General features: G+C 66.8%; 28 protein-coding genes. 19 read left to right on the top strand and 9 right to left on the bottom strand.

Annotation, left to right across the window (positions count from 1 at the left end):
• Positions 1-365: 365 nt before the first annotated feature.
• Genes ffh through rimM form a run of 3 tightly spaced genes read left to right on the top strand, consistent with a single transcriptional unit; the run spans position 366 to position 2844 of the window.
• On the top strand, positions 366-1850 hold the full coding sequence (ffh, locus tag SLG_RS11825) for a signal recognition particle protein (RefSeq protein ID WP_014076705.1): 1485 nt from the start codon (positions 366-368) through the stop codon (positions 1848-1850).
• 56 nt (positions 1851-1906) lie between these two features.
• A complete protein-coding gene (rpsP, locus tag SLG_RS11820) occupies positions 1907-2359 on the top strand; it encodes a 30S ribosomal protein S16 (protein WP_014076704.1) in 453 nt (150 codons plus the stop codon).
• Between the two features lie 2 nt (positions 2360-2361).
• Positions 2362-2844, top strand: a complete 483-nt coding sequence (gene rimM, locus SLG_RS11815; RefSeq protein ID WP_014076703.1) for a ribosome maturation factor RimM — start codon at positions 2362-2364, stop codon at positions 2842-2844.
• Here rimM and SLG_RS21375 read toward each other — a convergent pair.
• Positions 2834-3040, bottom strand: coding sequence for a hypothetical protein (locus tag SLG_RS21375; protein ID WP_148276574.1), 207 nt, complete (start codon positions 3038-3040; stop codon positions 2834-2836). The genes rimM and SLG_RS21375 overlap by 11 nt on opposite strands.
• Between SLG_RS21375 and SLG_RS11810 the strand changes: the two genes are divergently transcribed.
• From SLG_RS11810 to SLG_RS20415, 6 genes are all read left to right on the top strand, one after another.
• Positions 3018-4577, top strand: a complete 1560-nt coding sequence (locus tag SLG_RS11810) for a serine hydrolase domain-containing protein (protein WP_014076701.1) — start codon at positions 3018-3020, stop codon at positions 4575-4577. The two genes, SLG_RS21375 and SLG_RS11810, sit on opposite strands and share 23 nt — an antisense overlap.
• Positions 4578-4642: 65 nt before the next feature.
• Complete coding sequence (locus SLG_RS11805) at positions 4643-4921, top strand: AbrB/MazE/SpoVT family DNA-binding domain-containing protein (protein ID WP_014076700.1); 279 nt, start codon at positions 4643-4645, stop codon at positions 4919-4921.
• Positions 4918-5304, top strand: a complete 387-nt coding sequence (locus tag SLG_RS11800; protein ID WP_014076699.1) for a type II toxin-antitoxin system VapC family toxin — start codon at positions 4918-4920, stop codon at positions 5302-5304. The genes SLG_RS11805 and SLG_RS11800 overlap by 4 nt, the downstream gene beginning before the upstream one ends.
• A complete protein-coding gene (gene trmD, locus SLG_RS11795) occupies positions 5301-6002 on the top strand; it encodes a tRNA (guanosine(37)-N1)-methyltransferase TrmD (protein WP_014076698.1) in 702 nt (233 codons plus the stop codon). The genes SLG_RS11800 and trmD overlap by 4 nt, the downstream gene beginning before the upstream one ends.
• 44 nt (positions 6003-6046) lie before the next feature.
• The gene (rplS, locus tag SLG_RS11790) at positions 6047-6418 is read left to right on the top strand and encodes a 50S ribosomal protein L19 (protein WP_014076697.1); all 372 of its coding nucleotides are present in this window, start codon (positions 6047-6049) and stop codon (positions 6416-6418) included.
• A gap of 151 nt (positions 6419-6569) precedes the next feature.
• Positions 6570-8321: a 2OG-Fe(II) oxygenase family protein gene (locus SLG_RS20415; protein ID WP_014076696.1), complete on the top strand. Its 1752-nt coding sequence runs from the start codon at positions 6570-6572 to the stop codon at positions 8319-8321.
• On the opposite strand, the gene SLG_RS11780 is transcribed toward SLG_RS20415, so the two are convergent.
• Complete coding sequence (locus SLG_RS11780; RefSeq protein WP_014076695.1) at positions 8312-8722, bottom strand: VOC family protein; 411 nt, start codon at positions 8720-8722, stop codon at positions 8312-8314. The genes SLG_RS20415 and SLG_RS11780 overlap by 10 nt on opposite strands.
• Positions 8723-8825: 103 nt before the next feature.
• Between SLG_RS11780 and soxR the strand changes: the two genes are divergently transcribed.
• Both soxR and SLG_RS11770 read left to right on the top strand, forming a co-directional pair.
• Positions 8826-9284: a redox-sensitive transcriptional activator SoxR gene (gene soxR, locus SLG_RS11775; RefSeq protein WP_014076694.1), complete on the top strand. Its 459-nt coding sequence runs from the start codon at positions 8826-8828 to the stop codon at positions 9282-9284.
• Between the two features lie 101 nt (positions 9285-9385).
• A complete protein-coding gene (locus SLG_RS11770; RefSeq protein ID WP_014076693.1) occupies positions 9386-9964 on the top strand; it encodes a hypothetical protein in 579 nt (192 codons plus the stop codon).
• A 36-nt stretch (positions 9965-10000) separates the two neighbouring features.
• Here SLG_RS11770 and SLG_RS21370 read toward each other — a convergent pair whose 3' ends face one another.
• Positions 10001-10735 carry a hypothetical protein gene (locus tag SLG_RS21370; RefSeq protein ID WP_148276573.1) on the bottom strand — a complete coding sequence of 245 codons (735 nt, stop codon included), beginning with the start codon at positions 10733-10735 and terminating at the stop codon, positions 10001-10003.
• Between SLG_RS21370 and SLG_RS11760 the strand changes: the two genes are divergently transcribed.
• Positions 10734-11759, top strand: a complete 1026-nt coding sequence (locus tag SLG_RS11760) for an aspartate-semialdehyde dehydrogenase (RefSeq protein WP_014076692.1) — start codon at positions 10734-10736, stop codon at positions 11757-11759. The two genes, SLG_RS21370 and SLG_RS11760, sit on opposite strands and share 2 nt — an antisense overlap.
• 98 nt (positions 11760-11857) lie before the next feature.
• Positions 11858-12538: a DUF2238 domain-containing protein gene (locus SLG_RS11755; RefSeq protein WP_014076691.1), complete on the top strand. Its 681-nt coding sequence runs from the start codon at positions 11858-11860 to the stop codon at positions 12536-12538.
• A 279-nt stretch (positions 12539-12817) separates the two neighbouring features.
• On the opposite strand, the gene SLG_RS11750 is transcribed toward SLG_RS11755, so the two are convergent.
• The 4 genes from SLG_RS11750 to SLG_RS11735 form a co-directional block, all read right to left on the bottom strand.
• Positions 12818-13411, bottom strand: coding sequence for a YitT family protein (locus tag SLG_RS11750; RefSeq protein ID WP_231848667.1), 594 nt, complete (start codon positions 13409-13411; stop codon positions 12818-12820).
• Positions 13412-13508: 97 nt separating this feature from the next.
• Entirely contained in the window at positions 13509-15050 is a 1542-nt protein-coding gene (locus SLG_RS11745; protein ID WP_014076689.1) for a DHA2 family efflux MFS transporter permease subunit, read from the bottom strand.
• A 3-nt stretch (positions 15051-15053) separates the two neighbouring features.
• Complete coding sequence (locus SLG_RS11740) at positions 15054-16169, bottom strand: HlyD family secretion protein (protein ID WP_014076688.1); 1116 nt, start codon at positions 16167-16169, stop codon at positions 15054-15056.
• Complete coding sequence (locus SLG_RS11735) at positions 16162-16632, bottom strand: MarR family winged helix-turn-helix transcriptional regulator (protein WP_014076687.1); 471 nt, start codon at positions 16630-16632, stop codon at positions 16162-16164. Before SLG_RS11735 ends, SLG_RS11740 begins: the two co-directional genes overlap by 8 nt.
• A 196-nt stretch (positions 16633-16828) precedes the next feature.
• On the opposite strand from SLG_RS11735, the gene SLG_RS11730 reads away from it, so the two are divergent.
• Together SLG_RS11730 and SLG_RS11725 are read left to right on the top strand one after the other, a co-directional pair.
• A complete protein-coding gene (locus tag SLG_RS11730; protein WP_041393197.1) occupies positions 16829-17587 on the top strand; it encodes an alpha/beta fold hydrolase in 759 nt (252 codons plus the stop codon).
• Positions 17588-17649: 62 nt separating this feature from the next.
• Positions 17650-19548: a M2 family metallopeptidase gene (locus SLG_RS11725; protein WP_014076685.1), complete on the top strand. Its 1899-nt coding sequence runs from the start codon at positions 17650-17652 to the stop codon at positions 19546-19548.
• A gap of 94 nt (positions 19549-19642) precedes the next feature.
• Here the strand turns inward: SLG_RS11725 and SLG_RS11720 are convergent, their stop codons facing one another.
• The gene (locus tag SLG_RS11720; RefSeq protein ID WP_014076684.1) at positions 19643-21091 is read right to left on the bottom strand and encodes an AMP nucleosidase; all 1449 of its coding nucleotides are present in this window, start codon (positions 21089-21091) and stop codon (positions 19643-19645) included.
• 19 nt (positions 21092-21110) lie between these two features.
• On the opposite strand from SLG_RS11720, the gene SLG_RS11715 reads away from it, so the two are divergent.
• On the top strand, positions 21111-22277 hold the full coding sequence (locus SLG_RS11715) for a polysaccharide deacetylase family protein (RefSeq protein ID WP_148276572.1): 1167 nt from the start codon (positions 21111-21113) through the stop codon (positions 22275-22277).
• Between the two features lie 43 nt (positions 22278-22320).
• On the opposite strand, the gene SLG_RS11710 is transcribed toward SLG_RS11715, so the two are convergent.
• Positions 22321-22803 carry a peroxiredoxin gene (locus tag SLG_RS11710; RefSeq protein WP_014076682.1) on the bottom strand — a complete coding sequence of 161 codons (483 nt, stop codon included), beginning with the start codon at positions 22801-22803 and terminating at the stop codon, positions 22321-22323.
• A gap of 170 nt (positions 22804-22973) precedes the next feature.
• On the opposite strand from SLG_RS11710, the gene SLG_RS11705 reads away from it, so the two are divergent.
• The 3 genes from SLG_RS11705 to SLG_RS11695 all read left to right on the top strand — a co-directional run bounded on the left by SLG_RS11705 (position 22974) and on the right by SLG_RS11695 (position 26938).
• Complete coding sequence (locus SLG_RS11705; protein WP_014076681.1) at positions 22974-23543, top strand: YqgE/AlgH family protein; 570 nt, start codon at positions 22974-22976, stop codon at positions 23541-23543.
• A 154-nt stretch (positions 23544-23697) separates the two neighbouring features.
• The gene (ahcY, locus tag SLG_RS11700; protein ID WP_014076680.1) at positions 23698-25095 is read left to right on the top strand and encodes an adenosylhomocysteinase; all 1398 of its coding nucleotides are present in this window, start codon (positions 23698-23700) and stop codon (positions 25093-25095) included.
• 472 nt (positions 25096-25567) lie between these two features.
• Complete coding sequence (locus SLG_RS11695) at positions 25568-26938, top strand: MFS transporter (protein WP_014076679.1); 1371 nt, start codon at positions 25568-25570, stop codon at positions 26936-26938.
• Positions 26939-26950 lie beyond the last annotated feature (12 nt).

The following is a 26950-nucleotide window of genomic DNA, read 5'->3' as shown; positions in this document are numbered from 1 at the left end:
CTTGCCGACAATGTCCTGACAAGCCGTTGACGGCGCTTCCTGTGCCGCTCTGGATCATCCGGGCGGTCTCTTCTCCAGTTGGGTCCGGCACCGGACTGCTTCAAGGGCTTCGCGGCCTGTGCCATCTTCCCCATGTTCCGTGCCCGTCCCCGCGCCCGATCTTGCCAATTCGCCGCCATTGGGCTAACGGCCCCTTGTCCCGAGGGCGGTGTTCCGCCTCTCCGGGCGCTCTGACAGTCCTGGCTGGGCCCGCATAGGGGCCTCGGGGATCGACGCTGGTCGGCGAGGTTTCGCCCACCGGCGCTTTTTCCGTTGTGGGGCTGAATGCAGGTTTTTCGCGGTTCCGGCCGCAGTTGAGGTGATGGATGTTCGACAGTCTGAGCGATCGGCTGGGCAGTGTGTTCGACAAGCTCCGGGGGCGCGGCGCGCTCACCGAGGATGACGTGCGCGCCGCGATGCGCGAGGTGCGAATCGCCCTGCTCGAGGCGGACGTGGCCCTCCCGGTCGTGCGCGCCTTCGTCGACAAGGCAACGGAACGCGCCGTCGGTTCGGATGTGCTGCGCTCGGTCACGCCGGGCCAGATGGTCGTCAAGATCGTCTCCGACACGCTCACCGAGACCCTTGGCGCGGACGCGTCCGATCTGCTGATCGACGTGACGCCGCCGGCCGTCGTGATGATGGTCGGTCTCCAGGGCTCGGGCAAGACGACCACCACGGCCAAGCTGGCCAAGCGCCTCAAGGAGAAGGAGCGCAAGAAGGTGCTGATGGCGTCGCTCGACGTCAATCGCCCCGCCGCGCAGGAACAGCTTGCCGTGCTCGGCACGCAGACCGATGTGGCCACGCTGCCCATCGTCGCGGGCCAGCAGCCGGTCGAGATCGCGCGCCGCGCGCTGCAGGCCGCGAAGCTGCAGGGCTTCGACGTGCTGATGCTCGATACCGCCGGCCGCCTTCATGTCGATCAGGCACTGATGGACGAGATGAAAGCGGTGGCGCAGGTCGCCGATCCGGCCGAGATCCTTCTTGTCGTCGACAGCCTGACCGGCCAGGACGCGGTGAACGTGGCGCGCAGCTTCACCGAGCAGGTGCCGCTGACCGGCGTGGTGCTCACCCGCATGGATGGCGATGCGCGCGGCGGCGCGGCGCTTTCCATGCGCGCCGTCACGGGCCAGCCGATCAAGTTCGCGGGCACCGGCGAGAAACTCGACGCGCTTGAGCCCTTTCATCCCGCGCGCGTCGCGCAGCGCATCCTGGGCATGGGCGATGTCGTCAGCCTCGTCGAGCGCGCGGCCGAGACGATCCAGCAGGAGGATGCGGACAAGCTCGCCAAGCGCATGGCGGCGGGCAAGTTCGATCTCAACGATCTGCGCGCCCAGCTCTCCCAGATGCAGAGGATGGGTGGTCTTGGCATGCTCGCGGGCATGATCCCCGGTCTCAAGAAGGCGCAGGCGCAGATGGCGAATGCCGGCGTCAACGACAAGACGCTGATCCATCTCGACGCGCTCATCGGCTCCATGACTCTCAAGGAGCGCGAGAAGCCCGAGCTGCTCAATGCCAAGCGCAAGATCCGCGTCGCCAAGGGCGCGGGCCTGCAGGTGCAGGACGTCAATCGTCTCCTCAAGATGCACAAGGAGATGGAGACGGCCATGAAGAAGATAAAGAAGATGGGCGGTCTCAAGGGGCTGGCGAAGATGTTCACCGGCGGCGGTGGCGGCGGCGGGCTCGGTGGCCTGCTCGGCGGCGGCGGTGGACCTGCGGGCGGCCCGGCCGGCGATCTGAGCGGGCTCAAGGGCCTGCCCGGCATGCCGGACATGCCCCGGCTGCCGCCCGGCTTCCAGAACTTCAAGAAATGACCGGAATTTTTAGAACCAACAGTCTGAATTCGTTAGAAAGGTAAGGTAAGGAACTTATGGCAACCAGCATTCGCCTGTCGCGTGGCGGCTCGAAGAAGCGTCCCTATTACAAGATCGTGGTGACGGACAGCCGCTCGCCGCGCGACGGCCGCTTCATCGAGCGCATCGGCAGCTACAATCCGTTGCTCGCCAAGGACGACGAGAAGCGCATCGTGATCGACGTCGAGCGCGCGAAGCACTGGGTGAGCGTCGGCGCGCAGCCGACCGACCGCGTGGCCCGCTTCCTCGACGCCGCCGGCGTGAAGGAGCGCGCAGCGCGCAACAATCCGAACAAGGCCGAGCCGGGCAAGAAGGCCAAGGACCGCGCCGAGGAGAAGGCCGAGAAGCTGGCTGAAGCCGAAGCCGCCGCGAAGGCCGCCGAGGAAGCTGCCAAGGCGCCGGCCGAAGAGCCCGCCGCCGAGGAAGCCGTGGCCGAGGAGGCTCCGGCTGAAGCGCAGGCCGAGGGCTGAGCTTGCAGCCTGATCGCCCCGTCACGCTCGCCGCCATCATCGGCGCGCATGGCGTGACGGGCGAAGTGCGCCTCAAGCTGTTTGGCGAGGGGCCGGACAGCCTGAAGCGCTACGCCGGCCTGAATGCCGGCGGGCGGACCCTGACGCTCCGGGCCATCCGCCCGGGGCCCAATGGCGCGGTGGCGCGGTTCGCGGAGATCGCGGACCGCAACGCTGCCGAGGCGCTGCGCGGCACGGAACTCACCGTGCCCCGCTCGGCGCTCCCGCCGCTGGGCGAGGGCGAATATTATCATGTCGATCTGATCGGCCTGCCGTGCGTGGTCGATCCCGACACGGCGGTCGGCACGATCGTCTCGGTCGAGAATTTCGGCGCCGGGGACGTTCTCGAGATCGAGAAGCCGGACGGCAAGCGCTTCATGGTGCCGATCCACGCCGCCCGCATCGAGGATGCGCGCGCCGTCATCGAGGCGGCCTTCATCGACTGAGCGCGCGCGGCTGGCGGAGCCTTCCGCCCGTCGCGCCGGTCTCGGCACTGCAATCGCCCTTCGCCTGGACATTCGCGCGGCCGAAGCCGCCCTGAATATCTGGCTTTTCTCCCCGGTTCTTCCTTATGGTGCGGCTTTGCATTGCCATTCTGCCCCGGGGGAAACCGAACGCCATGTCGATCGCCGCAAGGATCATGCCGTGCCTCGCCGCGCCGCTCGCCCTTTCGCTCGTGACCGCAGCCGCGCCCGGGATCGCGCAGCCTGTCGCCACGCCCGCCCCGGCCGATGCCGACGCGCCGCTGCCACCCGAAATCGCCGCCGCCCTGCCGGAAGTCGACCGCATCTTCGCCGATTATCAGCGGGAGAGCCATTCGCCCGGCATGGTCTATGGCATCGTCGCCAATGGCCGGCTCGTTCATGTGAAGGGGCTGGGCGTCCAGGATCTGGAGCAGCGCCGCCCGGTGAGCGCGGACAGCCTGTTCCGCATCGCCTCGATGACCAAGTCCTTCACCGCGCTTGCCATTCTCCAGCTGCGCGATGCCGGCAAGCTCTCGCTGGACGATCTCGCCGAGAAGCATGTGCCGCAAATGCGCGGCTGGACCTATCCGGCCGACTGGCCGCACATCCGCGTGCGCGATCTGCTCACGCACAGCGCCGGGCTCGTCACGGACAATCCCTGGGGCGATCGCCAGCAATATCTGCCGCAGGCCGCCTTCACCGCGATGCTGCAGGCCGGCGTGCCGCTCAGCCGCCCGGCCGGCACGGCATTCGAATATTCGAACTTCGGCTATGCGGTGCTCGGGCGGATCGTCGCGAATGTGAGCGGCATGGCTTATGCCGATTATATGCAGCGCCATATCCTGCGCCCGCTCGGCATGGCGTCCAGCGGTTATGACGTGGCGGCCGCGCCCCTCGCCCGGCGCGCGCTCGGCTATCGGTGGGAGGACGAGGCGTGGCGGCCCGAGCCGGAGCTGGCGGACGGCGCTTTCAACGCCATGGGCGGCCTTCAGGTCAGCGCGAATGATTATGCGCGCTATGTCGCTTTCCTGCTCTCCGCCTGGCCGGCGCGCGCGGGCGGGCAGAGCGGTCCCCTGCCGCGCGCTTCGGTGCGGATGCTGGTGCAGGGGGCCGGCTTCGCTTCGCTGGCGCAGCGCCCCGGGGCGAGCGGCGGCGCGAATGCCTGCCGCCAGAGCGTCACTTATGGCTTCGGCATGCGTGTCGCGCGGGATTGCGCACTCGGGCTGACGCTGGGCCACAGCGGCGGCTATCCGGGCTATGGCAGCTTCGTGCTGCTGATGCCGGACGCCGGCATCGGCCTCTTCGCCTTCTCGAACCGCACCTACAACAGCAGCACGCCCGCCGTCTGGGATGCCGCCATGGCGCTCCATCGCGCGGGTGCGATCAAGCCGCGGCCCACGCCTGTCTCGCCGCTCCTCGCGCAGGGCTATGTGGCAGCGGGACGCATCTATGAGGCAGGAGACGTGCTGGCCGCGAAGGATGCGCTGGCCATGAATTTTCTGCTGGATCGTGATGCCGCTCACTGGGCGCGGGCGCTGGCGGATGTGAAGCGGGAGGCGGGCGATTGCGGGACGGATGCCCCCATCCGGGCCACCGGTGCGCTTTCCGGCACTTTCAGCTGGACCTGCGCGACCGGCACGGTGACAGGCAATGTCCTCCTCGCCCCGACCGCCAATGCGACGATCCAGGAACTGGAGTTCGAGGTCGCGCGGTGAGCAGGGGCGCCGATTGACGAGTCACGGCATGAAGTATATACATTCTGTATATACGAAAGACTCCGATGAGCGACGATAAGGAATATATGGGCAGGACGTTCAAGTCCGGCAATTCGGTGGCCCTGCGCTTGCCGAAGGGGCTTGGCGTGCCGGAAGGCACCGAGGTGCGCATATTGCGGGAAGGTCGCATGGCCTTTCGCGTCGAGCCGGTCGAGCAGCCCCGCAGGACGATCGACGTCAGTGGCTTCGCGGGGAAGCTGCCCGGCTTCAGCCCAGCGCCCCGTGAGGATTTCGAGGACCGCCCCAGTACGGTCGCCCGGCGCAAGGCATTGTCCGGCGAGTGACGCATTATCTCATTGATTCCGATCTCGCCATTTACGCGATGGGCGGCGAGGCCGACTCCGTGCTGAACAGGCGCCTTGCGTCTTGCTACCCGGGCGATGTCGCCATCTCCGCGATCAGCTTCGCGGAGGTGGCGCTCGGCAGCTGGAATGGAAAGCCGCCGCGTCAGGAGATTCTCGATGCCTTCCTTCGCGCGATTCCCCTCGTCGCTTTCGATGAAGCCGCCGCGCGCGAATATGCCCGCCTGCCATTCAGGCGCGCTCGCTTCGATCGCCTGCTGGCCGCGCACGCCCTCAGCATCGGCGCGACGGTGATCACCAACAATGAGGCGGATTTCGCCGATGTGCCCGGCCTGAAGACCGAGAACTGGACTCTTTCCCCATGACCTTCATCGCCCAGATCCTCACCCTCTATCCCGAGATGTTTCCCGGGCCGCTCGGCATTTCGCTCGCGGGGCGGGCGCTGTCCGAGGGGAAATGGGCCTGCGATCCCATCCAGATCCGGGATTTCGCGACGGACAGGCACAAGAGCGTGGACGATACGCCGGCCGGGGGCGGGGCGGGGATGGTGCTGCGCGCGGACGTGCTGGCGCGGGCGGTCGATCATGCCCGGGCGGCGCGGCCGGGGCTGCCGGTGCTGGCGATGACGCCGCGCGGCGCGCCGATCACGCAGGCGCGCGTGCGCGATCTTGCCGCCGGGCCGGGCGTCACCATCCTGTGCGGCCGGTTCGAGGGGTTCGACGAGCGGCTGTTCGAGGCGCGCGCCATCGAGCAGGTCTCGATGAGCGACATCGTGCTTTCCGGCGGGGAAATCGGGGCCTTCATGCTGCTGGACGCTTGCATTCGGCTGCTTCCCGGCGTAATGGGCGCCGCTTCGAGTGGAGATGAGGAATCGTTTGAAAGCGGCCTCCTCGAATATCCCCACTATACCCGACCTGCTGAATGGGAAGGGCGCACAATCCCCGAAGTGTTGCGATCGGGGGATCATGCGAAGATCGCCGCCTGGCGGAAACAAAGGGCGGAGGATGATACACGGTTACGCAGGCCGGACCTCTGGGAACGCTACAGGAGCGTTCGGGACTGACCTGCCTCTGGCGCGCGACGAACAGACGAAGGAAGACAGGACCAATGAACCTGCTGCAGACCATCGAGGCGGAATCGATTGCCGCCATCTCCAAGGATATTCCGGATTTCCGTCCGGGCGACACCGTGCGCGTCGGCGTGAAGGTCGTCGAGGGCGAGCGTACCCGCGTCCAGAATTTCGAAGGCGTGTGCATCGCGCGCTCGAACAAGGGCATGGGCTCCAACTTCACCGTGCGCAAGATCAGCTTCGGTGAGGGCGTCGAGCGCGTGTTCCCGCTCTATTCGCCGAACGTCGAGAGCATCACGGTCGTCCGCAAGGGCGTCGTGCGTCGCGCCAAGCTCTATTATCTGCGTGGCCGCACCGGCAAGCGCGCGCGCATTGCCGAGCGCCGCGACGTCCGCAACGACGCTCAGTAAGCGCCGCGTCGCCGGTTCTGCCGGTACAGCGATATTTCCGGAACCGGGCGGGTGCTTCCCGCCCGTTTTCATGTGCTCTGCAGGCCGGTTTTCATCTCCGCCATCCGCACAAGGGCGTTGCGTCCTCGCAGCCGCGCCGCGATAACATGGCATGACTCCACGGCCTCCGCTTTCCGATCATCAGCTTTCCGAACTGCGCCGCGCGCAGCAGCTTGTCCGCGAGGGGAAGGGGCAGGGCGCGATCGAGCGCATCCGGCCGCTGCTGGAAGCAAAGGTCATCCATGCGGATGTCTACTGGCTGTTCGCGGAGGCCTGCCGCCTCGCGGGCCTGAAGGCGGAGGCGCGCACATCCCTCAATGCCGCGATCAATCTCGATCCGGCCCAGCCCGGCCCTTGGGCGGCGCTTGGCAGCCTGCTGGAGGAGATGGAGGACCTGGGGACCGCGCTCGTCGCCCGGCGGCGGCTGGTGGAAGTCGATCCCGATGGGGTGAATGCCTGGCTCGCGCTGGGCGATCTGCTGCTGCGGCTTGGCGATGCGCGCGAGGCGGAGCCTGCCTATCGGCGCGCGCTCGCGCTCGTGCCGGGCGGCTTCCGCGCCGGCCATGGCCTCGCGCTCGCGCTGCGGCTTCAGGATCGCGCGCAGGAAGCGCTTGCCGTCACTGGCGCCCTCGTCACGCGTCCCGGCGTTCCGGCGCTCACCCGCACGCTGCACGGCCATCTGCTTGGCGATCTCGATCGGCTGGAGGACGCGGCTGCGCAATATCGCGCCGTCATCGCCACCCGGCCGGAGGAACTGGACGCACAGGAGACGCTTGCCCGCCTCCTGCCGCAGATCGGCCAGGGCGAGGAGGCGCTGGCCGGCTACGAGGCCGCGTTGCGCGCCCGGCCCGGCGATCGTGCGCTCTGGCGCAGTGCCGTCCGGACGGCGCGGGGCCTGCGCCGCTGGCCCGCCTGCCTTGCCTGGAGCGAGCAGGCCGTGCGCCGCTTCCCGGGCGATCCTTTCCTCGCCGTCGCTCATGCCGATGCGCTTGGCTTCTCGGGTGATCCGCAAGCGGCGCTGGCGCTGCTGGAGCGGCTGGCCGGCGGACCCGCGCCTGATGCCTTCGCTGCCGTGCAGGCCGCGCACTGGCGGCTGGCGACCGGCGATCCGGAGGCGGCCGAGCGCCATGCCCGCGCCGCCACCGCGCTCGCGCCGGACGAGCAGACCGGCTGGGCCTATCTCGCCACCGCCTGGCGCCTGCTCAACGATCCGCGCGAGCGCTGGCTGATCGATCCGGAGCGCCACGTCGCGACTCTCATGCTCGAGCCGCCGCCCGGCTATGCGGACCGGGGGAGCTTCCTGGCCGAGCTGCGTGCGGTGCTGGAGGGGATGCATGGCGCCAGTGCCCATCATCCCGATGACCAGTCCGCGCGGCAGGGCACGCAGACGCGCGGCCATCTCTTCACCCGGCGCGATCCGGTGATCGAGGCGCTGTCCCGCACCCTGCACCGGCAGATCGAGGAATGGCTGGCCACACTGCCGCGCGACGAGACGCATCCCTTCCTGCGCCGCAACACCGGGTGGATCGGCTTCCGGCATAGCTGGTCCATCCGCCTGCGGGACAGCGGCTTCCATGTCAGCCATATCCATCAGGAGGGCTGGCTCAGCTCGGCCTTCTACGTCAGCCTGCCGCCGGAAGTGGAAGCGGCGCCGGCGGAGGGCGATGTGCCCGGCGCGCTGGTCTTCGGCGTGCCCGATGCGAGCCTTGGCCTTTCGCTCCCGCCCCGCCGCGTCGAACGGCCGGAAGTCGGCAAGCTGGTCCTGTTCCCGAGCTATGCCTGGCACGGCACGATCCCCTTCGCCAGCGCCCATCCGCGCATGACCGTGGCGTTCGATGCCCTGCCGGTGCCGGCTCAGCCATAGCTGACGATTTCGAACTCGATTCCGTCCGGATCGAAAAAGTAGAAGCGGCGGCCCGGATCATAGTCGCCGTGGGAAAAGGGGACGAGGCCCGCGCTTTCCACGCGCCGTTCCACCGCGTCGATGTCGCTCACCACGATCCCGATATGATTGAACGGCTGGCCTTTCCGGAATGTCTCCGGCGGCGTTTCCATGCCGAACTGGGTGTAGAGCGCCAGATAGAAGCGATCGTCGCCGACATGCACGGTGCGGCCGCCGTTCAGCGCCGGGCCTTCCCAGCGGACATACCAGTCGAACAGGGCGATGAAGAGCTGCGCGGAGCGATGCGGGTCGCGCACCGTGAGATTCACATGCTCCAGGAAGGGCGCGAAGCGGGCGCCGGGCAGAGGCAGAGATGTCGGCATGGGCATGGGTCCTTTTCGAGTCGGTTGCCATGCTTGCGGTCACTACAAGCTCAACCTAAGTTGAGGTCAAGCTTGAAAGAATGCCGACCGGGAGGGCGAGGATATGCTGCATGGACATGATCTGCTCGCCATCGGCGATCTCGCGCGGCGCACGGGGCTCTCGGTGTCCGCCATTCGCTTCTATGAGGGGAAGGGGCTGATCCGCTCGCTGCGCACCGCCGGGGGACAGCGGCGCTTCCTGCGATCGGACATCCGGCGGCTGTCCTTCCTGCTCATTGCCCAGCAGCTTGGCCTCACGCTGCCGGAGATCGCCGGGGAGCTGGCGCGGCTCCCGCACGAGCGCACCCCCACGGCGGCGGACTGGCGCGTCATCAGCACGCGCCTGCGCCGCACCATCGATGCGCGCATCAAGGCGCTGGAGCGAACGCGGGACGCGCTGGATGGCTGCATCGGCTGCGGCTGCCTGTCGCTGCGCAAGTGCAGGCTCTACAATCCCGATGATCGCGCGGCCCGTGGCGGTGCCGGCCCGCGTTTCGCGATGGCCGGTCGCGAGCCTGGCTGAGCGGGCGGGGGCGCGAGCCCCGGGTGCGCGTGGCTGTTTCCACCCGGCCGGAAAATGCTCTAGGAGAGCGGCTCGGAAAGACCCGCGAGAGAGGAGCCCTCATGCGCTGGACCGCGCTTATCCCCGCTGCGACGCTGCTGCTCTGCGCCTGTGATGGCCTGCAGGATAGCGAGGAGGGCATGCGCGGCGCCGATTATGCCACGGAGGAAAGCAATCTCGCCTTCATGGAGGATGTGCCCGCCGATGCCCTGCCGCCGGATACGCTCGATCTCTCCATGCAGGAAGTGATGGCCCATGTCTTCCAGTTCTCGGCGGACGCGATCTGGAAGTGGCAGGGCTATGTCACGGACAAGGATGGCGAGCGCTCGCTCTTCCCGAAGACCGACGCGGAGTGGGATCAGGCGGAAAGCGCTGGCCTCGCGCTCGCCGAGCTGACCAACATCCTCCTGCTGCCCGGCCGGCGGGTCGATGATCCGCGCTGGGCAAAGGCCGTGGCGGACGTCCGCGCCGCCGCCCTGCGCGCCGCCCGCGCCGCCGAGGACCGAAACGAGGACGCCTTCTTCGACGCCGGCGGCCGCCTCGATACCGCCTGCGAAAGCTGCCACCTCGCCTTCGCCCCCGGCGCTGCCAAGCCGGGCATCCGGCATGTCAGCGAACAGGCTGGGGAGGGGGTGGAGTAGGGGGCATTCATGCGCGGACTGGAAGTTGGAATGCGCTTACCGAAACCGCAATTGCTCCAAATGCTCTATAGTCCAGCCGCTCAGCTCCATCATGCCCTCAAGGTAGCTGGCAAAGTGCTCAACATCCATGAAGAATCGCGAACCTCGAACGCGTGGCGAACTCGAGCCGCGCTTGAAAGCTGCATCGCTCCAGGTTGTAGCGAACGCCACCATTTGGGAGTCGGACAATAAAAACGCTGCTAGTGCTCGCCCCATTATATGCTGCACGGCCGGCGGATATCGTTTGAAAATGGTTTCGGCGCATAGCCGGGCGTACTCGCGGCACGACAGAAGAGCGTGGGCTTGGCTACCGCGTAACTCGCCGAAGTCTGTTTGGTAAAACAGCTTAACGGCTTCGGCTTGACGTTCACTCGTGGGTTCGTTGTCGGTTGCATCCGGCAGTGTGAAGTTCAGATGCAATCCAAACTCTCCACGTTCCGGACTACCGAGGGGAAGGGCTATTTCACTCCAATCCATTTCGAAACTGCCATCTATTTGGATAAGCAAATTACCTACTGGAAGCGCCGCCGCCGCAAGGGAAAATTTCGAAGTTGTGCCCGATATCGCGATTGCATCTGCACGATAAACGCAAGAGGGCAAGGATTGGTAGCGGCAGGACCTGAGGTCTGTACCGCTAACCGCCCCGCCCCCCTCAACCGCCTTTGCCCCGCCGCGCCAATCGGCTATGCGCCGGCGCTTGTCAGTTCGCGTTATTTGGAAGGAAGCGTCCATGGGTTATCGTGTCGTCGTCGTGGGCGCCACCGGCAATGTCGGGCGGGAGATGCTCAATATCCTGGCCGAGCGGGAGTTCCCGATCGACGAGATCGCCGCCGTCGCCTCGGCGCGGTCCACGGGGGATGAGATCGAGTTCGGCGAGAGCGGCAAGATGCTCAAGGTGCGGAATATCGAGCATTTCGATTTCGCCGGCTGGGATATCGCGCTGTTCGCTGCCGGCTCCGGTCCGACGAAGGAGCATGCGCCCCGAGCCGCGGCGGCGGGCTGCGTGGTGATCGACAACAGCTCGCTGTACCGCATGGACCCGGACGTGCCCCTGATCGTGCCGGAAGTGAACCCCGAGGCGATCGACGGTTATCGGCGCAAGAACATCATCGCCAATCCCAATTGTTCCACCGCGCAGCTCGTGGTCGCGCTCAAGCCGCTGCATGATGCCGCGCGGATCAGGCGCGTGGTGGTGGCGACCTACCAGTCCGTGTCCGGCGCGGGCAAGGCGGGGATGGACGAGCTCTTCGAGCAGAGCCGCAACATCTTCGTGGGCGATCCGGCCGAGCCGCGCACCTTCACCAAGCAGATCGCCTTCAACGTCATTCCGCATATCGATGTCTTCCTGGACGATGGCTCGACCAAGGAGGAATGGAAGATGGTGGTCGAGACCAAGAAGATCCTCGATCCCAAGATCAAGGTGGTCGCCACCTGCGTGCGGGTACCGGTGTTCGTCGGCCATTCCGAAGCCATCACCATCGAGTTCGAGGATGAGATCAGCGCGAAGAAGGCGCAGTCCATTCTGCGGGAGGCGCCCGGGGTCATGCTCGTCGACAAGCGGGAGGATGGCGGATACGTCACGCCTGTCGAGTGCGTGGGCGAATATGCCACCTTCGTCTCCCGCGTGCGCGAAGATCCGACGGTGGAGAACGGCCTCGCGCTCTGGTGCGTCTCGGACAATCTGCGCAAGGGCGCCGCGCTCAACGCGGTGCAGATCGCCGAGCTGCTCGGCCGCCGGCACCTGCAGAAGGGCTGAGCCCATGCGCGCCCGGCGCGGCGGCGGGGGCAGGGGGCGCAGGACGCCGTCCCCGCCGGCCGCCTGCCGCTCCCGGCGCGTCCTTCGTGCGCACGACCATGTCCGCGCCTGAGCCACCCGGCGGGGACGCGGGCGCGGGCGGAACCGCGGTGCCGCCGGCCCAATGGCTGCTTCTCGCCAGCCTGCTGCTCGCGGTCGGCGCGGCCAATATCGCGCAGCCTTATCCGGCGCTGGCGCCGCTCCAGCATGTGCCGACCGTCGCCATCGCGCTTGCCGCGCCCTGGCTGCTGCGGCGCTGGCCGCTCACCACCGGCGCCGTCGCGCTGCTCTGGCTCTTCCTGCTGCTGCACACGCTGGGCGGGCGCTACATCTATTCCTATGTGCCATATGACGCGTGGCTGGCTGCCCTCTCCGGTGGCGACGCGCCGGGGCTGCCCGAAGCCGGTTCCCCGGGCGATGCGCGCAACGCCTATGATCGCTTCGTCCATTTCATGTTCGGCCTGCTGTGCACGCCGGTCCTCGCGCAGATCGGCCAGCGCCATGGCGGGTTGCGCCGCCGCCCCGCCTGGCTGCTCGGCTTCGCGCTCGTCGGGTTGGCCGGCGCGCTTTACGAGGTGTTCGAGTGGCAGCTCACGCTCGTCCTCGCCGGTGAGACGGCGGATCATTATAATGGTCAGCAGGGCGATCTATGGGATCCGCAGAAGGACATGGCGCTGGCCCAGCTCGGCAGCCTCATCGCCTGGCTTCTCGCGGCTCTTCTCCACCGGAAAGGGCGCTGAATCCGCGCTGACCGCCGGTGGAGAGGGACGAGCGAAGGCATGTGGATGCTCGTCCCCCTCCGCGGGCATGATGATCCTCCCGGATCATGGCCGCCCGCCTTCGAAGATCGCTTTCGCCGAATATCGTTCTGGTTGTCCGGTTCTGTCCGCCGGCCCCGGCTGTCCGGATGGGGCCGGGCACCTCCCACGCCCTTTTCGCCCCGCCCGTCACTGTCCTTAGCGTAAAGCGGCAGTCATGTGGGTCAAGTATATCTTTTGGCGCTTTTCCTGCCGGTCCGGTCAGAATCCGGTGTAGCGCCCCGGCCGATGCCAGGCGATCAGGATGCCGCTCACCGCTGCCGCGGACAGCGCGGACCATGCCAGCGCCCGCGCGTCGATCACGCTGAGCGATATGCCCAGGATCACGATGTCGAAGGCGATCTGGCTGAGGCCCGCATTGATGCCGTGGCGCTTGTGCAGCCACAAGGTGATGACGCCGGTGCCGCCCACGCCCGCGCCATGGCGGGCCAGCGCGAGGATCCCCATGCCGATCACCGTGCCGCCCACCAGCGCCGCGAAGGCAGGCGAGGCCACCGTGATCGAGAGGCTGGCGCGCATGGCGATGGAGAGCAGCGCAATGCCGGCATTCACGGCGATCGTCTTCATCATGAAGCCCCGGCCCATCGCCCGCCAGGCAAAGGCGAAGAACGGGATGTTGATGAGCGTGAAGAGCAGGCCGGCCGGCAGCGGCACCAGATAGGAGATCAAGAGGGCGATGCCCGCGATGCCGCCGGTCACCAGCCCCGCTGCCTTCAGCAGGGCGAGCCCGAGCGTCAGCAGCACGCAGCCGACGATCAGCGCGTAGATATCCTCCACCGCGCTGTGCGGGATCACCGCCGGCGATGCACCGGCGTCCCCATATGTCCTGAATTGTCCGGCTTTCTTGCCCATCCGCGACGAATAAGCCGATATGCTGCGTTGCAACAAGAGCCTATTCGGAAATCACCGGCGGGGGTTCCCCGGGCGCGCGCGGCTTTGGCCGCTTGAGGAAGAAGGAAGCGGGAATGGCGATCGCGCAGGCCAGCGCCATCAGGTAGAAATCGTCCAGATAGGCGATCATCGCGGCCTGCTGGTTCACGATGCCGTCCGCCGCGAGCAGCGCGGCCTCGCCGAGCTGGCCGAAGCGGGGCAGCATCGCGGGATCGATCGGCAGCCGGTCCGGCGTCAGATGCTGGGCAAGGTCCGCATGGCTGACCTGGATGTTGCGCGCCAGCAGCGCCATCACCACCGCGATGCCGATCGACGAGCCGATGTTGCGTGCGAGGTTGAGCACGGCGGCGCCTTCCGTCCGCGCGGAGGGGGGCAGCGTGCCGAAAGCCAGCACCTGCAGCGGCACGAAGACAAGGCCGATGCCGAGCCCCTGGATGAGCCCGGTGGTCACGAACGGCGTCCAGCCCTGATCGAGCGACCAGCCGGTCATCATCCAGAGCGAGGCGGTGGAGAGTGCGAAGCCGCCGGCGACGAGCAGGCGCGGGTCCATCATGCCGGTGAGCCGCCCGGATATCGCCATGGCTACGAGCACGCCGATGCCGCGCGAGGCGAGGATCTCGCCCGTCTCCACCACCGGATAGCCGAACAGCCCCTGCAGCAGCGAGGGGAGGAGGGCCATGGCCGCGAACATCACCATGCCGATGATGAACATGAAGATCGACGCGCTCACGAAATTGCGGTCCGCGAACATCTCGCGGGAAAAGAGCGGCTTGCGCGCCGTCACGGTGTGCACGGCGAAGATCCACAGGCAGCTCACCGCCAGCGCCGCCTCGATCCAGATTTCGGTCGAGGAGAACCAGTCCGCATGCTGGCCCCGGTCCAGCATCAGCTGGAGGGAAGCAAGGCCGAGCGCCAGCATCGAGAAGCCGAAGAGATCGAAGCTGCGGCGCTTGAGCGGCTTTTCCGGCAGGAGGAGGATCAGTCCCGCAAGACAGGCGATGCCGACCGGCACGTTGACGAAGAAGCACCAGCGCCAGTCGAACCATTCGGTGAGATAGCCGCCCACGATGGGGCCCATGATCGGGCCGATCATCACGCCCATGCCGTAGACCGACATGGCCCGGGCCTGCTGCGAGGGCCGGTTGAGGTCCAGCATCAGCGTTTGCGCGAGCGGGCCGACAAAGGCACCGCCAATGCCCTGCAAGGTGCGGAACAGGACCATTTCCGTGAGGTTCTGGGCAATGCCGCAAAGCACGGAGGCGATGACGAAGATGGCGACGGAGAAGACGAACAGCCGCTTGGCGCCGATCCTGTCGGCGAGCCAGCCGGTAATGGGGATCGCGACCGCGCTCGCCAGGATGTAGCTGGTCAGCACCCAGCTGATCGTTTCCTGCGTGGCGCCCAGCGATGCCTGCATGTGCGGCAGCGCAACATTGGTGATCGTGGTATCCAGCACCTGCATGACCATCGCGGCCATGATCGCGATCGTCGCCAGTGCCTTGTTGGGCACATGGAGCTGGGCGCGGTCCTCCCCGTGCGCCATCTGTTATTTCTCCGCCTGCGCCCGATCCCTGATGTCGACGGACACATGCGCGCTCAGGCCCGCGATCATGTCCCGCGCGGGCTTGCTGTCGATCGCGACGCGCACCGGCACGCGCTGGGTGACCTTCACCCAGTTGCCATTGGCGTTCTGCGCCGGCAGCACCGAGAATTCCGATCCCGTCCCTGCGCCGATGCTCTCGACATGCCCCCGGATCTCCGTGCCGGGATAGGCATCAAGCTTGATCGTCGCGGGCTGGCCGGCGCGCATATGGTCGAGGTCGGTTTCCTTGAAATTGGCCGTCACCCACACCCGGTCGCTCGCCACGAGGCTGACGAGCGGCAGGCCCTGCACGGCCATCTGCCCGATCTGGAGCCGGTCCGCCTGGCTGACCCGGCCGGAAACCGGCGCGCGCACCACGGTCCGGCGCAGGTTGAGCGCTGCCTGGTCGCGCTGGGCCTGCGCGGCGGCAAGGTCCGGATTGACGCCGGGCACCTGTGACCCGGTGGCGAGCGCGGCGCGTGCCTTGGCGGCGTCGGCCTCGGCGGTGCGCAACTGCGTGCGCGCATTGTCGAGCGCCTGCTCGGACTGCTGGAGGCGCGCGCGCGTCGTGAAGCCGTCCGTCATCAGCGCCTGCTGGCGCTTGAGGTCTTCCTGCGCATAATAGACATTCTCGCGCGCGCCCGTGATGTCGACATTGGTGGCCTGATAGTCGGTGCGCAGCTTGCCCACCGTCACCTGCGCATTGGCGATCTGGGCATTGGCCTGCTCCAGCACCACGCGATAGGGCTCGGGATCGACGACGAACAGGACATCGCCCGCCTTGACCATCTGGTTCTCGCGCACGCGCACGTCGATGATCCGCCCCGCGACATCGCTGCTGACCGATACGATGTCCTGCTTCACATAAGCATTGTCGGTCGAGACGAAGCGGCCGCTCGTTACCCAGACCCAGCCGCCGACCAGCAGCAGGGCCAGCGGCACCGAGATCATGAGAATGATGCGCCGCAGCTTGCCGGACTGGCGCGCAGGGGGCGCGTCTTCAGTCGGTGCGTCAGCTTGCGCGCCGGCAGCCGGCGATGTTGCTGCCTTCTTCGCGAGAGCGGGATCAGCCTCAGCCATGTGTCATGCCTTTTCTTGGCTCGCCTGCCCGGTCGTGGGGAGCAGGGGTCGTTAGATTTGTACGGATGCGGTCGAGAAGGGCCAGGGTGGCGTCTCGTTCCTCCGGCGCTATGCCGTCGAGTGATTCGGTGAGGACCGTCTGGCCGATCGCCTGCAGCTTCTCGGTGACGGGCTCGGCTGCCTCGGTGAGGTAAAGCTGCCAGGCCCGCCGGTCCAGCGGATCGCGCCTGCGCTCCACCAGTCCTGCCTGTTCGAGCCGGTCGACCATCCGGCAGGTGGTGATCGGCTCCACGTCCAGCCGGTCGGCCAGCGCACCCTGGTTGATGCCGGGGAAGCGCATGATGGCGACCAGCGCGCGCATTTGCGGCCCGGTGATGCCGAGACTGCGCGTCCGCTCGTCGAAGCGCCGACGAAACAGCCGCGCGACGTCGCTGATGACGAAAGCGATATGCTGGTTGTCCATGTCCACCAAATAGTGAGTAGGCTTACTAAATGCAATTGGAGAGCGTAGCCATCCCGAAGATTCTCGCGCAGTGGCGGAAAACCGCGACTTTTGGGCCCTCCAGGACTTCGCCGGACTTGCCCTTTTCGGCCGACGCGCGTGCCCCGAGGCCGGATTGGGGCTTGCCTGGGCAGCCGAATATCCCCAACAGGCGATCATGAGCGCGCAAGCCACTCTCGATTTCTTCCCCGGCCATGATGGCGTGCGCATCGCCGTCCACCGTCTCGGCGAGGGGCGGCCGGTGCTGCTGCTGCATGGCCTGAGTTCCAGCGCGCAGATCAACTGGATTCGCTATGGCACCGCTGCGCGCCTTGCCGAGGCCGGTTTCGAAGCGATCATGATCGACCAGCGGGTGCATGGCCGTAGCGACACGCCGGCCGACGCGGCGGCCTATCCGCAGGATGTGATGCTGCTCGACATGGAGGCGGTCATTCCCGCCCTCGGGCTCGATAGCTTCGATCTGGCGGGCTATTCCATGGGATCGCGCATCTGCACGGCGCTGGTCACGCGCGGGCTGGCGCCACGCCGGCTGGTGCTGGGCGGCATGGGGCTCGAGGGCCTGCTCGACTGGGCGCCGCGCCGCCAGTTCTTCCTCGATGCGCTCGACCGGTTCGATATCGCCCGGGCCGGCGACCGGGATTTCATGGCCATCCAGTTCATGAAGACGATCAAGGTGGATCGCGAGGCGCTGCGGCATCTCCTTCTCTCCATGCCGAACATCAGCGAGGCGGATCTGGCCGCGGTCACCATGCCCACGCTGGTGCTGAGCGGCAGCGAGGACCGGGACAACGGCTCGGCCCAAGCGCTCGCGCAGGCGCTGCCGAATGCCGAATATTGGACCGTCCCGGGCAATCACATGAGCTGCATCACGCTCCCGGACTTCGGCGAGGCGATCGTTCGCTATCTCGCCGCTTGACGCGCGACGCCCGGCCGGGGCAGCCTGCGCGCAATCCAAGATTGTCCAGGGAACAGACCATCATGCACATATTGGTATCGCGCATCGCCCTTTCGGCGGCGATGCTGCTTGCCGCGCCCGCCGCGGTGCTGGCGCAGGCCGGACAGGGCCAGAAGGCGCCGGACAGCGCGCAGGCGGACGCATTCGTGGCGGCCGCCGAGAAGGAAGCTTTCGACTATAGCGTGGACGCCAGCCGGATCATGTGGGTCAACGCGACTCACATCACGGACGATACCGACGCGCTGGCCGCGCAGGCCGGCGCGAAGGGCACGGAGATGGCCGTCCGCTTCGCGCTTGAGGCCGCGAAATACGAGCAGGTGCCCGGCCTTTCCTTCGATACCAAGCGCAAGCTCGACATCATGCGCTCGGGCATCGTTCTCCCCGCCCCGACGAAGCCCGGCGCGGCGGCCGAGCTCAACGAGATCGCGACCCGGCTGCAATCCACTTATGGCAAGGGCCGCGGCACGCTGGACGGCAAGGAACTGACCGGCAGCGACATCGAGGCGGAGATGGCCAATCTCTCGCACACGCCCGCGCAATTCTCCGAGATGTGGACGAGCTGGCACGATCGGGTCGGCGCGCCGATGAAGGCGGATTATGTCCGCCTCGTCGACATCGCCAATGAAGGCGCGAAGGAGCTGGGCTTTGCCGATGCCGGCGCGATGTGGCGATCCGGCTATGACATGCCGCCCGATGAGTTCGCCGCGCTGACCGAAGCGCTCTGGCAGGAAGTGAAGCCGCTCTACGATGCGCTGCACTGCTACACGCGCACCAAGCTGAACGAGAAATATGGCGATGCGGTGCAGTCGCCCACCGGCCCCATCCGCGCCGATCTGCTCGGCAATATGTGGGCGCAGGAATGGGGCAATATCTACCCCATCGTGGCGCCCGCCGGCACCGGCGACCTGGGCTATGACATTGGCGACCTGCTGCGCGCCAAGGGCTTCGTCCAGACCACGCCGCAGACGATCGACACGCCGGACACGCCCGAGACCCAGCGGCGCGGCTATTGGGAAAAGCAGATGTTCCGCATCGGCGAGGGCTTCTATTCCTCGCTCGGCTTCGATCCGCTGCCCGAGACCTTCTGGCAGCGCACCCAGTTCATCGCGCCGCGCGATCGCGAGGTGGTCTGCCATGCCTCCGCCTGGGACGTCGACAATCGCAACGACATCCGCGTGAAGATGTGCACCAAGGTGAACAGCGACGATTTCGTCACCATTCACCACGAGCTCGGCCACAATTACTACCAGCGCGCATACCAGAAGCACGGCTATCTCTACCTCAACGGCGCCAATGACGGCTTCCACGAGGCGATCGGCGATTTCATCGCGCTGTCCATCACGCCGCAATATCTGGTGCAGATCGGGCTGCTCGATCCCGCCAAGGTGCCGAGCGCGGACAAGGATATCGGCCTGCTGCTGCGGCAGGCGATGGACAAGGTCGCTTTCCTGCCCTTCGGCCTGCTGATCGATCGCTGGCGCTGGGGCGTGTTCGACGGATCGATCCGCCCGGCGGACTATAACAAGGCCTGGACGGACATGCGCCTGCGCTATCAGGGCATCGTGCCGCCGACGGATCGCCCGGCCGACAGCTTCGATCCCGGCGCGAAGTTCCATGTGCCGGGCAACACGCCCTACACGCGCTACTTCCTCGCCCGCATCCTCCAGTTCCAGTTCTACGAGGCGGCTTGCCGTCAGGCCGGCTGGAAAGGGCCGCTCCACCGCTGCTCCTTCTACGGGAACAAGGAAGTCGGCAAGCGGCTCAACGCCATGCTGGAGATGGGCGCATCCAAGCCCTGGCCGGACGCGCTGGAAGCCTTCACCGGCAGCCGCAAGATGAGCGGCAAGGCCATGCTCGCTTATTTCGCCCCGCTCGGCAAATGGCTCGACCAGCAGAACAAGGGCAAGCAGTGCGGCTGGTGAGCCCGGCGCACTGACCGGACTTCCGGCGCGGCACGATCTGTCGCGCCGGGAGCTTACGCCTCGCCCGGGCTGACCTTCGCCGCAGCCTTGCCCCTCACCGGAACGGCGGTTCGTTGAAGGCGCGCAGCTTGCGGCTGTGGAGGCGCTCGCCCTGGGCGCGGAGGCGTTCGCAGGTCTCGAGGCCGATGGCGAGGTGGCCGGCAATGGCTTCTTCGTAAAAGCGGTTGGCCTGGCCGGGGAGCTTCAGTTCGCCGTGGATCGGCTTGTCCGAGACGCAGAGCAATGTCCCGTAGGGCACGCGGAAGCGATAGCCCTGCGCGGCGATGGTGGCGCTTTCCATGTCCACGCCCACGGCGCGCGAGAGCGAGAAGCGCAGCGCGGAGTGGGAATAGCGCAGTTCCCAGTTGCGGTCGTCCGTCGTCACGATGGTGCCGGTGCGCAGGCGCCGCTTCATGTCCCCGCTGTCGCCCAGGATATGGTCGCAGGCCTCGGCCATGGCGACCTGCACTTCCGCGATGGCGGGCAGGGGGATTTCCGGTGGCAGCACTTCGTCGAGCACATGGTCGTCCCGCAGATAGGCATGGGCAAGCACATAGTCGCCGATGCGCTGGCTGGGGCGCAGGCCGCCGCAATGGCCGATCATCAGCCAGGCCTCGGGGCGCATCACCGCGAGATGATCGCAGATCGTCTTGGCATTGGAGGGCCCCACGCCGATGTTGACGAGCGTGATGCCCGTGCCGTCCGGCGCGATCATGTGATAGGCGGGCATCTGGTGGCGGCGCCATGCACTGTCCGCGATGGCGCTTTCCGGGTCGGCCGTCTCGGACGTCACGCGCACGCCGCCCGCGCCCGAGAGGGCCGTGAAGCGCGTGCCCGGCCGGCGCAGCTCCGCGCAGCCCCAGCGGACGAACTCGTCCACATAGCGGTGATAGTTGGTGAAGAGGATGTAGCGCTGCACGTCCTCCGCCGGAGTGCCGGTATAGTGCCGCAGCCGCGCGAGGGAGAAATCCGTGCGCAGTCCGTCGAAGAGGGCCAGCGGGCGCTCGCCGGTAGGGGCGGGGAGGAACAGCCCGTCCGCGATCTCGTCGCCGATCTCGGACAGCTCCGTCGCCGGGAAGTGCCGCGCCAGTTCGCTTGGCGGAATGGCCGCGAGCGCGCCGGCCGGCAGCGTCTCCAGCACATAAGGGAAGGGAATGGGCTGGTCGCTGCGCCCGACGCTCACTTCCACGTCATAATCGGCCATCAGCAGGTCGAGCTGCTCGATGAGATAGGCGGCGAAGAGCGCGGGCCGTGTCACCGTCGTCACATAGCGGCCCGGTTTGGAGAGGCGCGCGAAGGAGCGGCGGCTCGGCAGGCTGTCGCTGGCCCGGCGATAATCGATCGTCAGCGAGGGATAGCAGAAGGCGCGCTCGGCCACATGATCGGGGGAGGGCAGTGTCCCGTCCCGGGAGAAGGCGAAGAGGGCGTCGCGCAGATTGCCCGCCGCCGCCTCATATTCCGCTATGAGTCGGTTTACGATCGCTGTGCTAGATGATTGTGTCATGGCCTTCCATAACCACGACATGTTACCTAAGAAAGAGACGTTGCTCGATCAGCCAGGCAGAAGGGGACTGTCCGCGGTGATTGGCCAGGGGGCCACGACGAATGTCTATCTGACGGTCGACACGGAGCTGTCGTCCCTCCATTTCCGGCGCCACGGGGCGGCGGGGCTGGAGGCCAATTTTGCGTCCTCCATCCTCGGGCGGACGGAGGCCGGGGACTTCGGCATCCTTTACCAGATGGAGCGGCTCGATGCCTTCGGGCTCAAGGGCATCTTCTTTGTCGATACGCTGGTCGCGCTCGTCGCCGGGCAGGAGATGGTGGACCGTATCGTGCACCCGATCCTGGAGGCCGGGCATGACGTCCAGCTCCATGCCCATGCCGAGTGGCTGGGGCGTTCGAAGTCCGGCCCCACGGATGGACGCGGCGGGCGGAACATGGCCGATTTCCCGCTGGAGGATCAGGTCCGCATCCTGGATTATGGCATCGAGCGTCTGCTGGCCGCCGGCGCGCCGATGCCGGTCGCTTTCCGCGCGGGCAATTATGGCGCGAACGACGATACGCTGCGCGCGCTGGCGCGGGTGGGGATCGCTTGCGACACCAGCTATTCGCCCGATTATGCGGACGGCGTCTGCGGCATCACGCTGCCACGGGAGACGACGGCGCCGGTCCTGCACGCGGGCGTGATCGAGGTGCCGGTCTCCGCCATCGCCGGGCCTTCGGGCGGCTCGCGCCACGCTCAGATCACGGCGCTCTCCGCGCAGGAGATGATCGCCGCGCTCGCTTATGCCGCGCTGAACCATCAGGCGGCCTTCACCATCGTCTCGCACAGTTTCGAGCTGCTGTGCCGCCAGCGCACGCGCCCGAACAGGATCGTGGTGCGCCGGTTCGACCGGCTGTGCGAGGTGATCGCATCCTCGCCGCGCCTGCGATCAGCGACTTATGCCGACGATCCGCCCCGGCCGGCGCCGGCGGGGGAGTGTGTGGACTGGCTGCCCCATTCGCTGGCGCGCACGCTGGTGCGGACCGGCGAGCAGGCCGTCTCGAACGGGCTTTATGGCGAGCAGGTTGCCGGCATGCCGGTCAGCGCCGCGGCGCCGGCCTTCACCGTCCGCGACCGGCTGATCGCGCCGCTGCAGACGCTCACGCCGCTCCAGCAGATCGCGCTCGACATCCTGATGGCGGTATAAGCCGGAGAGGCGGCGCGGGTTGCCCGGCGCCGCCTCCGCAGTCTCAAAGCTGTTCGAGCATATAGTCCGCGCTGGAGACGCGGAATTCGCCCGGCGCTTCGACATGGAGCTGTTCGACCGTGCCGTCGTTCACCACCATCGAGAAGCGCTGGCCGCGCGTGCCGAGGCCGAACTTGCTGCCGTCCATCTCCAGCCCCAGCGCCTTGACGAACGCGCCGTTGCCGTCCGCCAGCATGGTGACGGCCCCATCGACGCCGCTGGCCTTGCCCCAGGCGCCCATCACGAAGGGATCGTTGACGGCGGTGCAGGCGATCTCGCCGATGCCCTTGGCCTTGAGGTCCGCGGCCTTCGCGACGAAGCCGGGCAGGTGCTTGGCCGAGCAGGTGGGCGTGAAGGCGCCGGGCACGGAGAACAGCGCGACGCGGCGCCCGGCGAAATATTCGCTGCTCTCGATGGGTTGCGGGCCGTTGTCGGTCATGGTGACGAACGTGGTGGCGGGCAGCTTGTCGCCGACGCTGATAGTCATGGCAGTCTCCTGGTCAGAAGGGGAGATGGCTGGTGTTCCAGCTCTCGCGCAGGGAAGTCGGTGTTGCGCCCCTCGCTGTCAACCCATCGCACGGAAACGCATTTTACGTCGTTGGTGCTGGACGATGGGGAAGCGCGGGGGCATCTTGTCCGCTGAGTCTCGAAGGCAGGATGATGCAGCCCACTGCTCCCTTATCCCTCGCCGGGCAATTGCTGCTGGCCATGCCCGACATGCCCGATCCGCGTTTCGCGCGCTCGGTGGTGCTGATTTGCGTGCATGACGAGGGCGGCGCGCTCGGCATCGCGCTGGACGAGCCGATGGCCGGGGTCGGCCTGCATACGCTGCTGTCCTCCTTCGATATCGCCGTGGAGGGCGTGGCGGACGGGACGGTGCTTGCCGGCGGGCCGGTCGAGCCGAGGCGCGGCTTTGTCCTGCACAGCCGCGACTGGATGGCCCGCGACAGTCACGCCGTCGCCGGGGATGTCGCGCTCACCGGATCGCTGGAGATCCTCCAGGCCATCGCGCAAGGGCGCGGGCCGGAGGCGTATCTGGTCGCGCTCGGCTATGCCGGCTGGGAGAGCGGGCAACTCGAGCGCGAGCTGGCCTCGCCCGGCTGGTATGTGAGCCAGGCCGATCCGCGCCGGCTCTTCGCCATGCCGCCCGAGCAGCGCTGGGCGGGCGCCTTCGCGTTGGAAGGGATCGATCCCGCGATGCTGGCGAGCAGCAGCGGCCATGCCTGAGCGTTCGATCGCCATGGCACCCGGGTCTTTTATCACATAAAGATATCTTTATATTTGCCGGGCGCGCGTTGGCTTGTTAAGGGCGCGCGGGTGTTTCGTTCGTCGCTGCGTCGGCGAACCGTCGATCCGTTTTCATTCGCGAGGAGATTTTCAGGTGGCCACCATCGCCCAGGACTATATCGTCAAGGACCTTTCGCTGGCCGGTTTCGGCCGCAAGGAAATCGAGATCGCCGAGACGGAAATGCCCGGCCTGATGGCGCTGCGCGAGGAATTCGGCGCGAGCAAGCCGCTCAAGGGCGCCCGCATCACCGGCTCGCTGCACATGACGATCCAGACCGCCGTACTCATCGAGACGCTGGCCGAGCTGGGCGCGACCATCCGCTGGGCCTCGTGCAACATCTTCTCGACGCAGGACCATGCCGCCGCCGCCATCGCGGCCGCCGGCATCCCGGTGTTCGCCGTCAAGGGCGAGACGCTGGAGGAATATTGGGACTATGTCGTGCGCATCTTCGACTGGGGCGACGAGACCTGCAACATGATCCTCGACGACGGCGGCGACGCCACGATGTTCGCCCTGTGGGGCGCGCGGGTCGAGGCCGGTGAAGAGCTGTTCGCGCCGTCGAACGAGGAAGAGACCATCTTCGTCGCGACGCTGAAGAAGTTCCTGGCCGAGCGTCCGGGCTATCTCACGAAGACGGTGCAGGCGATCAAGGGTGTCTCGGAAGAGACCACGACCGGCGTTCACCGCCTCTATGAGCTGGCCAAGAAGGGCAAGCTTCCCTTCCCGGCGATCAACGTCAATGACAGCGTCACCAAGAGCAAGTTCGACAATCTCTATGGCTGCAAGGAGTCGCTGGTCGACGCCATCCGCCGCGCGACCGACGTAATGCTGGCCGGCAAGGTGGCCGTGGTCGCGGGCTTCGGCGACGTCGGCAAGGGCTCGGCGGCCTCGCTGCGCAATGGCGGCGCGCGCGTGCTGGTGACCGAGATCGATCCGATCTGCGCGCTGCAGGCGGCGATGGAAGGCTATGAAGTCGTCACCATGGAGGAAGCCGCGAGCCGCGCGGACATCTTCGTGACCGCGACCGGCAACGAGGACATCATCACCGTCGATCACATGCGCGCGATGAAGAACATGGCGATCGTGTGCAACATCGGCCATTTCGACAGCGAGATCCAGGTTGCTGCGCTCTCGAACATGAAGTGGACCGAGATCAAGCCGCAGGTCGACGAGATCGAGTTCCCCGACGGCAAGAAGATCATCCTGCTCGCGCAGGGCCGCCTCGTGAACCTGGGCTGCGCCACCGGCCATCCGAGCTTCGTCATGTCGTCTAGCTTCACCAATCAGGTGCTGGCGCAGATCGAGCTGTGGACCAAGGGCGGCGAGTACAAGAACGAGGTCTATGTGCTGCCCAAGCATCTCGACGAGAAGGTGGCGGCGCTGCACCTCGACAAGCTCGGCGTGAAGCTCACGACCCTGACGCCCAAGCAGGCGGCTTATATCGGGGTGCCCCAGCAGGGCCCGTTCAAGCCGGATCATTACCGCTACTGAGCCTTTCCGGTTCGCAGCACGCGCCACCCCGGCGCATCGCGGCCCCGGCCCGTTCCCGCTCCGTCGTCCCATGGCAATGTCCATGGGACGGATGAGGGGACGGACCGGGGCCGTTCGCTGTCCGGGCCATTTGCTGGCGAGCGGGGGCAACCCGGCATTTCGCTGTCTGGCATCTGGCTCGTCGCCGGGTCGATGATTCCGTTCCAGATCCGCCTGTCCTGAAGGGAGCCGGATGGACGGGCGCCGTCCATGCATTCCGTTCCGAAGCAACAGCAATCGCCCCCTTTATCGCGGCGCGCGCGGCGCTCTGATGGCCGCGACCGGGCATGCGTATCTCCGCTTGACGTTCCCCCTCTCATCGTTGACATTGTCCGAAAGCGCGGCCGAGATCGCGCGTGCGCTGTCAAGGAGAGGATATGACGCGTTCACTGAAGCGGGGCGAGGTCCCCATGGCCTGCGAAGGTCGGCCGGCATGACAGGGGCGGCGACCGCGGCAGGGGCCGAGCCGCGCTACGAGTCGGATTTTTCGTTCCGGAAAATCAAGCTCGCCACCATCATCACTCTTGCCAACATGTTCGCGACCAGCCTGCTGCCCTTCGGGGCGATCACGCTGGTCAACGTGCCGATGACGCAGGAGTTCGGCTGGTCCCAGACGGAATATAGCTGGGCGATGACGGCGCTGATGTGGTGCGGGGCGGTGACTTTGCCCTTCTACGGCAAGTTCATGGACAAGGTCGGCGTGCGCCTGCCGATCTTCTTCGGCACCATCGGCGTGGGCCTGGCGACGATCGCGCTGGGCTTCATCGATGGCACGCTCTGGCAATTCTATCTCTGCTTCGCCATGCTCGGCATCTTCGGCAGCACGGCGATCGGCTATACCAAGATCGTCAGCGCGCTCTTCACCCAGCATCGCGGCAAGGCGATGGCGCTGCTGGGCGTCGAATCGACGCTTGCCGGCGCTGGTATCCCCCCGCTGCTCAACTGGCTCATCACGGATTTCGGCTGGCGGGAGATGTTCATCATCTGCGGCTGCATCGTGCTGCTGCTGCTGCCGGTGATCTACTTCACCGTCGACGAGCCCGGCGAGATCGGCAGCGACCGCAAGCTGATCAGGCCCAAGGCGGAAGTGAAGGAGGATCGCTCGGCGAAGCTGGAAGGCCTCACCGACAAGCAGATCCTGCGCGACAGGGTGTTCTGGCTGATCGTCATCGCCACCATCATCGGCACGGCGCCGCGCACCGGCATGATGCCCTTCCTGGTGCCCATGCTCAACGAGAAGGGGTTCAGCCAGGGCGATGCCGTCACTTATATGAGCATCACCACGCTCATCGCGCCGCTCGGCACGCTGGTCGGCGGCTGGGCAGTGGACCGGTTCAACACCAGTCGGGTGGCGATCCCCTTCAAGTTCATTTCCTTCCTGGGGCTGTTCTTATTCGCGATGGTCACCGCGAGCTTCGGCGGCTGGTATCTTCTCGCGATGGCGGTCGGGCTGGGCGGCTTCGCCTTCGGCACGGCGCGGCCGATCGGCACCTATCTGCATGTCCGCTTCTTCGGCCTCAAGGCATTCGGCTTCTACCACGGCTTCGAGAACATGTTCCTTGCCTTCTCGATGGGCTGCGCGCCGCCGCTCGTGGCATGGCTGCATGATTCGAGCGGGTCCTACATGAGCGGCTATGTCATCATGCTGGTCTGCCTCGCGCTCGGCACGATCCTCTACTGGATCCTCGGCCCCTATCGCTACGCCTCGAACATCGGCGCAGTACCGCTTCCGGATGAGGCGGAGTCGCGCAAGGACGGGGCGCCGGCAAGCGCGCCCGGGCTGGCGGCACCGGCGGCGGGCTGAGCGTCACAGCAT

It is taken from the genome of Sphingobium sp. SYK-6 (assembly GCF_000283515.1).
GTDB lineage: Bacteria > Pseudomonadota > Alphaproteobacteria > Sphingomonadales > Sphingomonadaceae > Sphingobium > Sphingobium lignivorans.
This window is presented reverse-complemented; position numbering and strand designations above follow the sequence as displayed.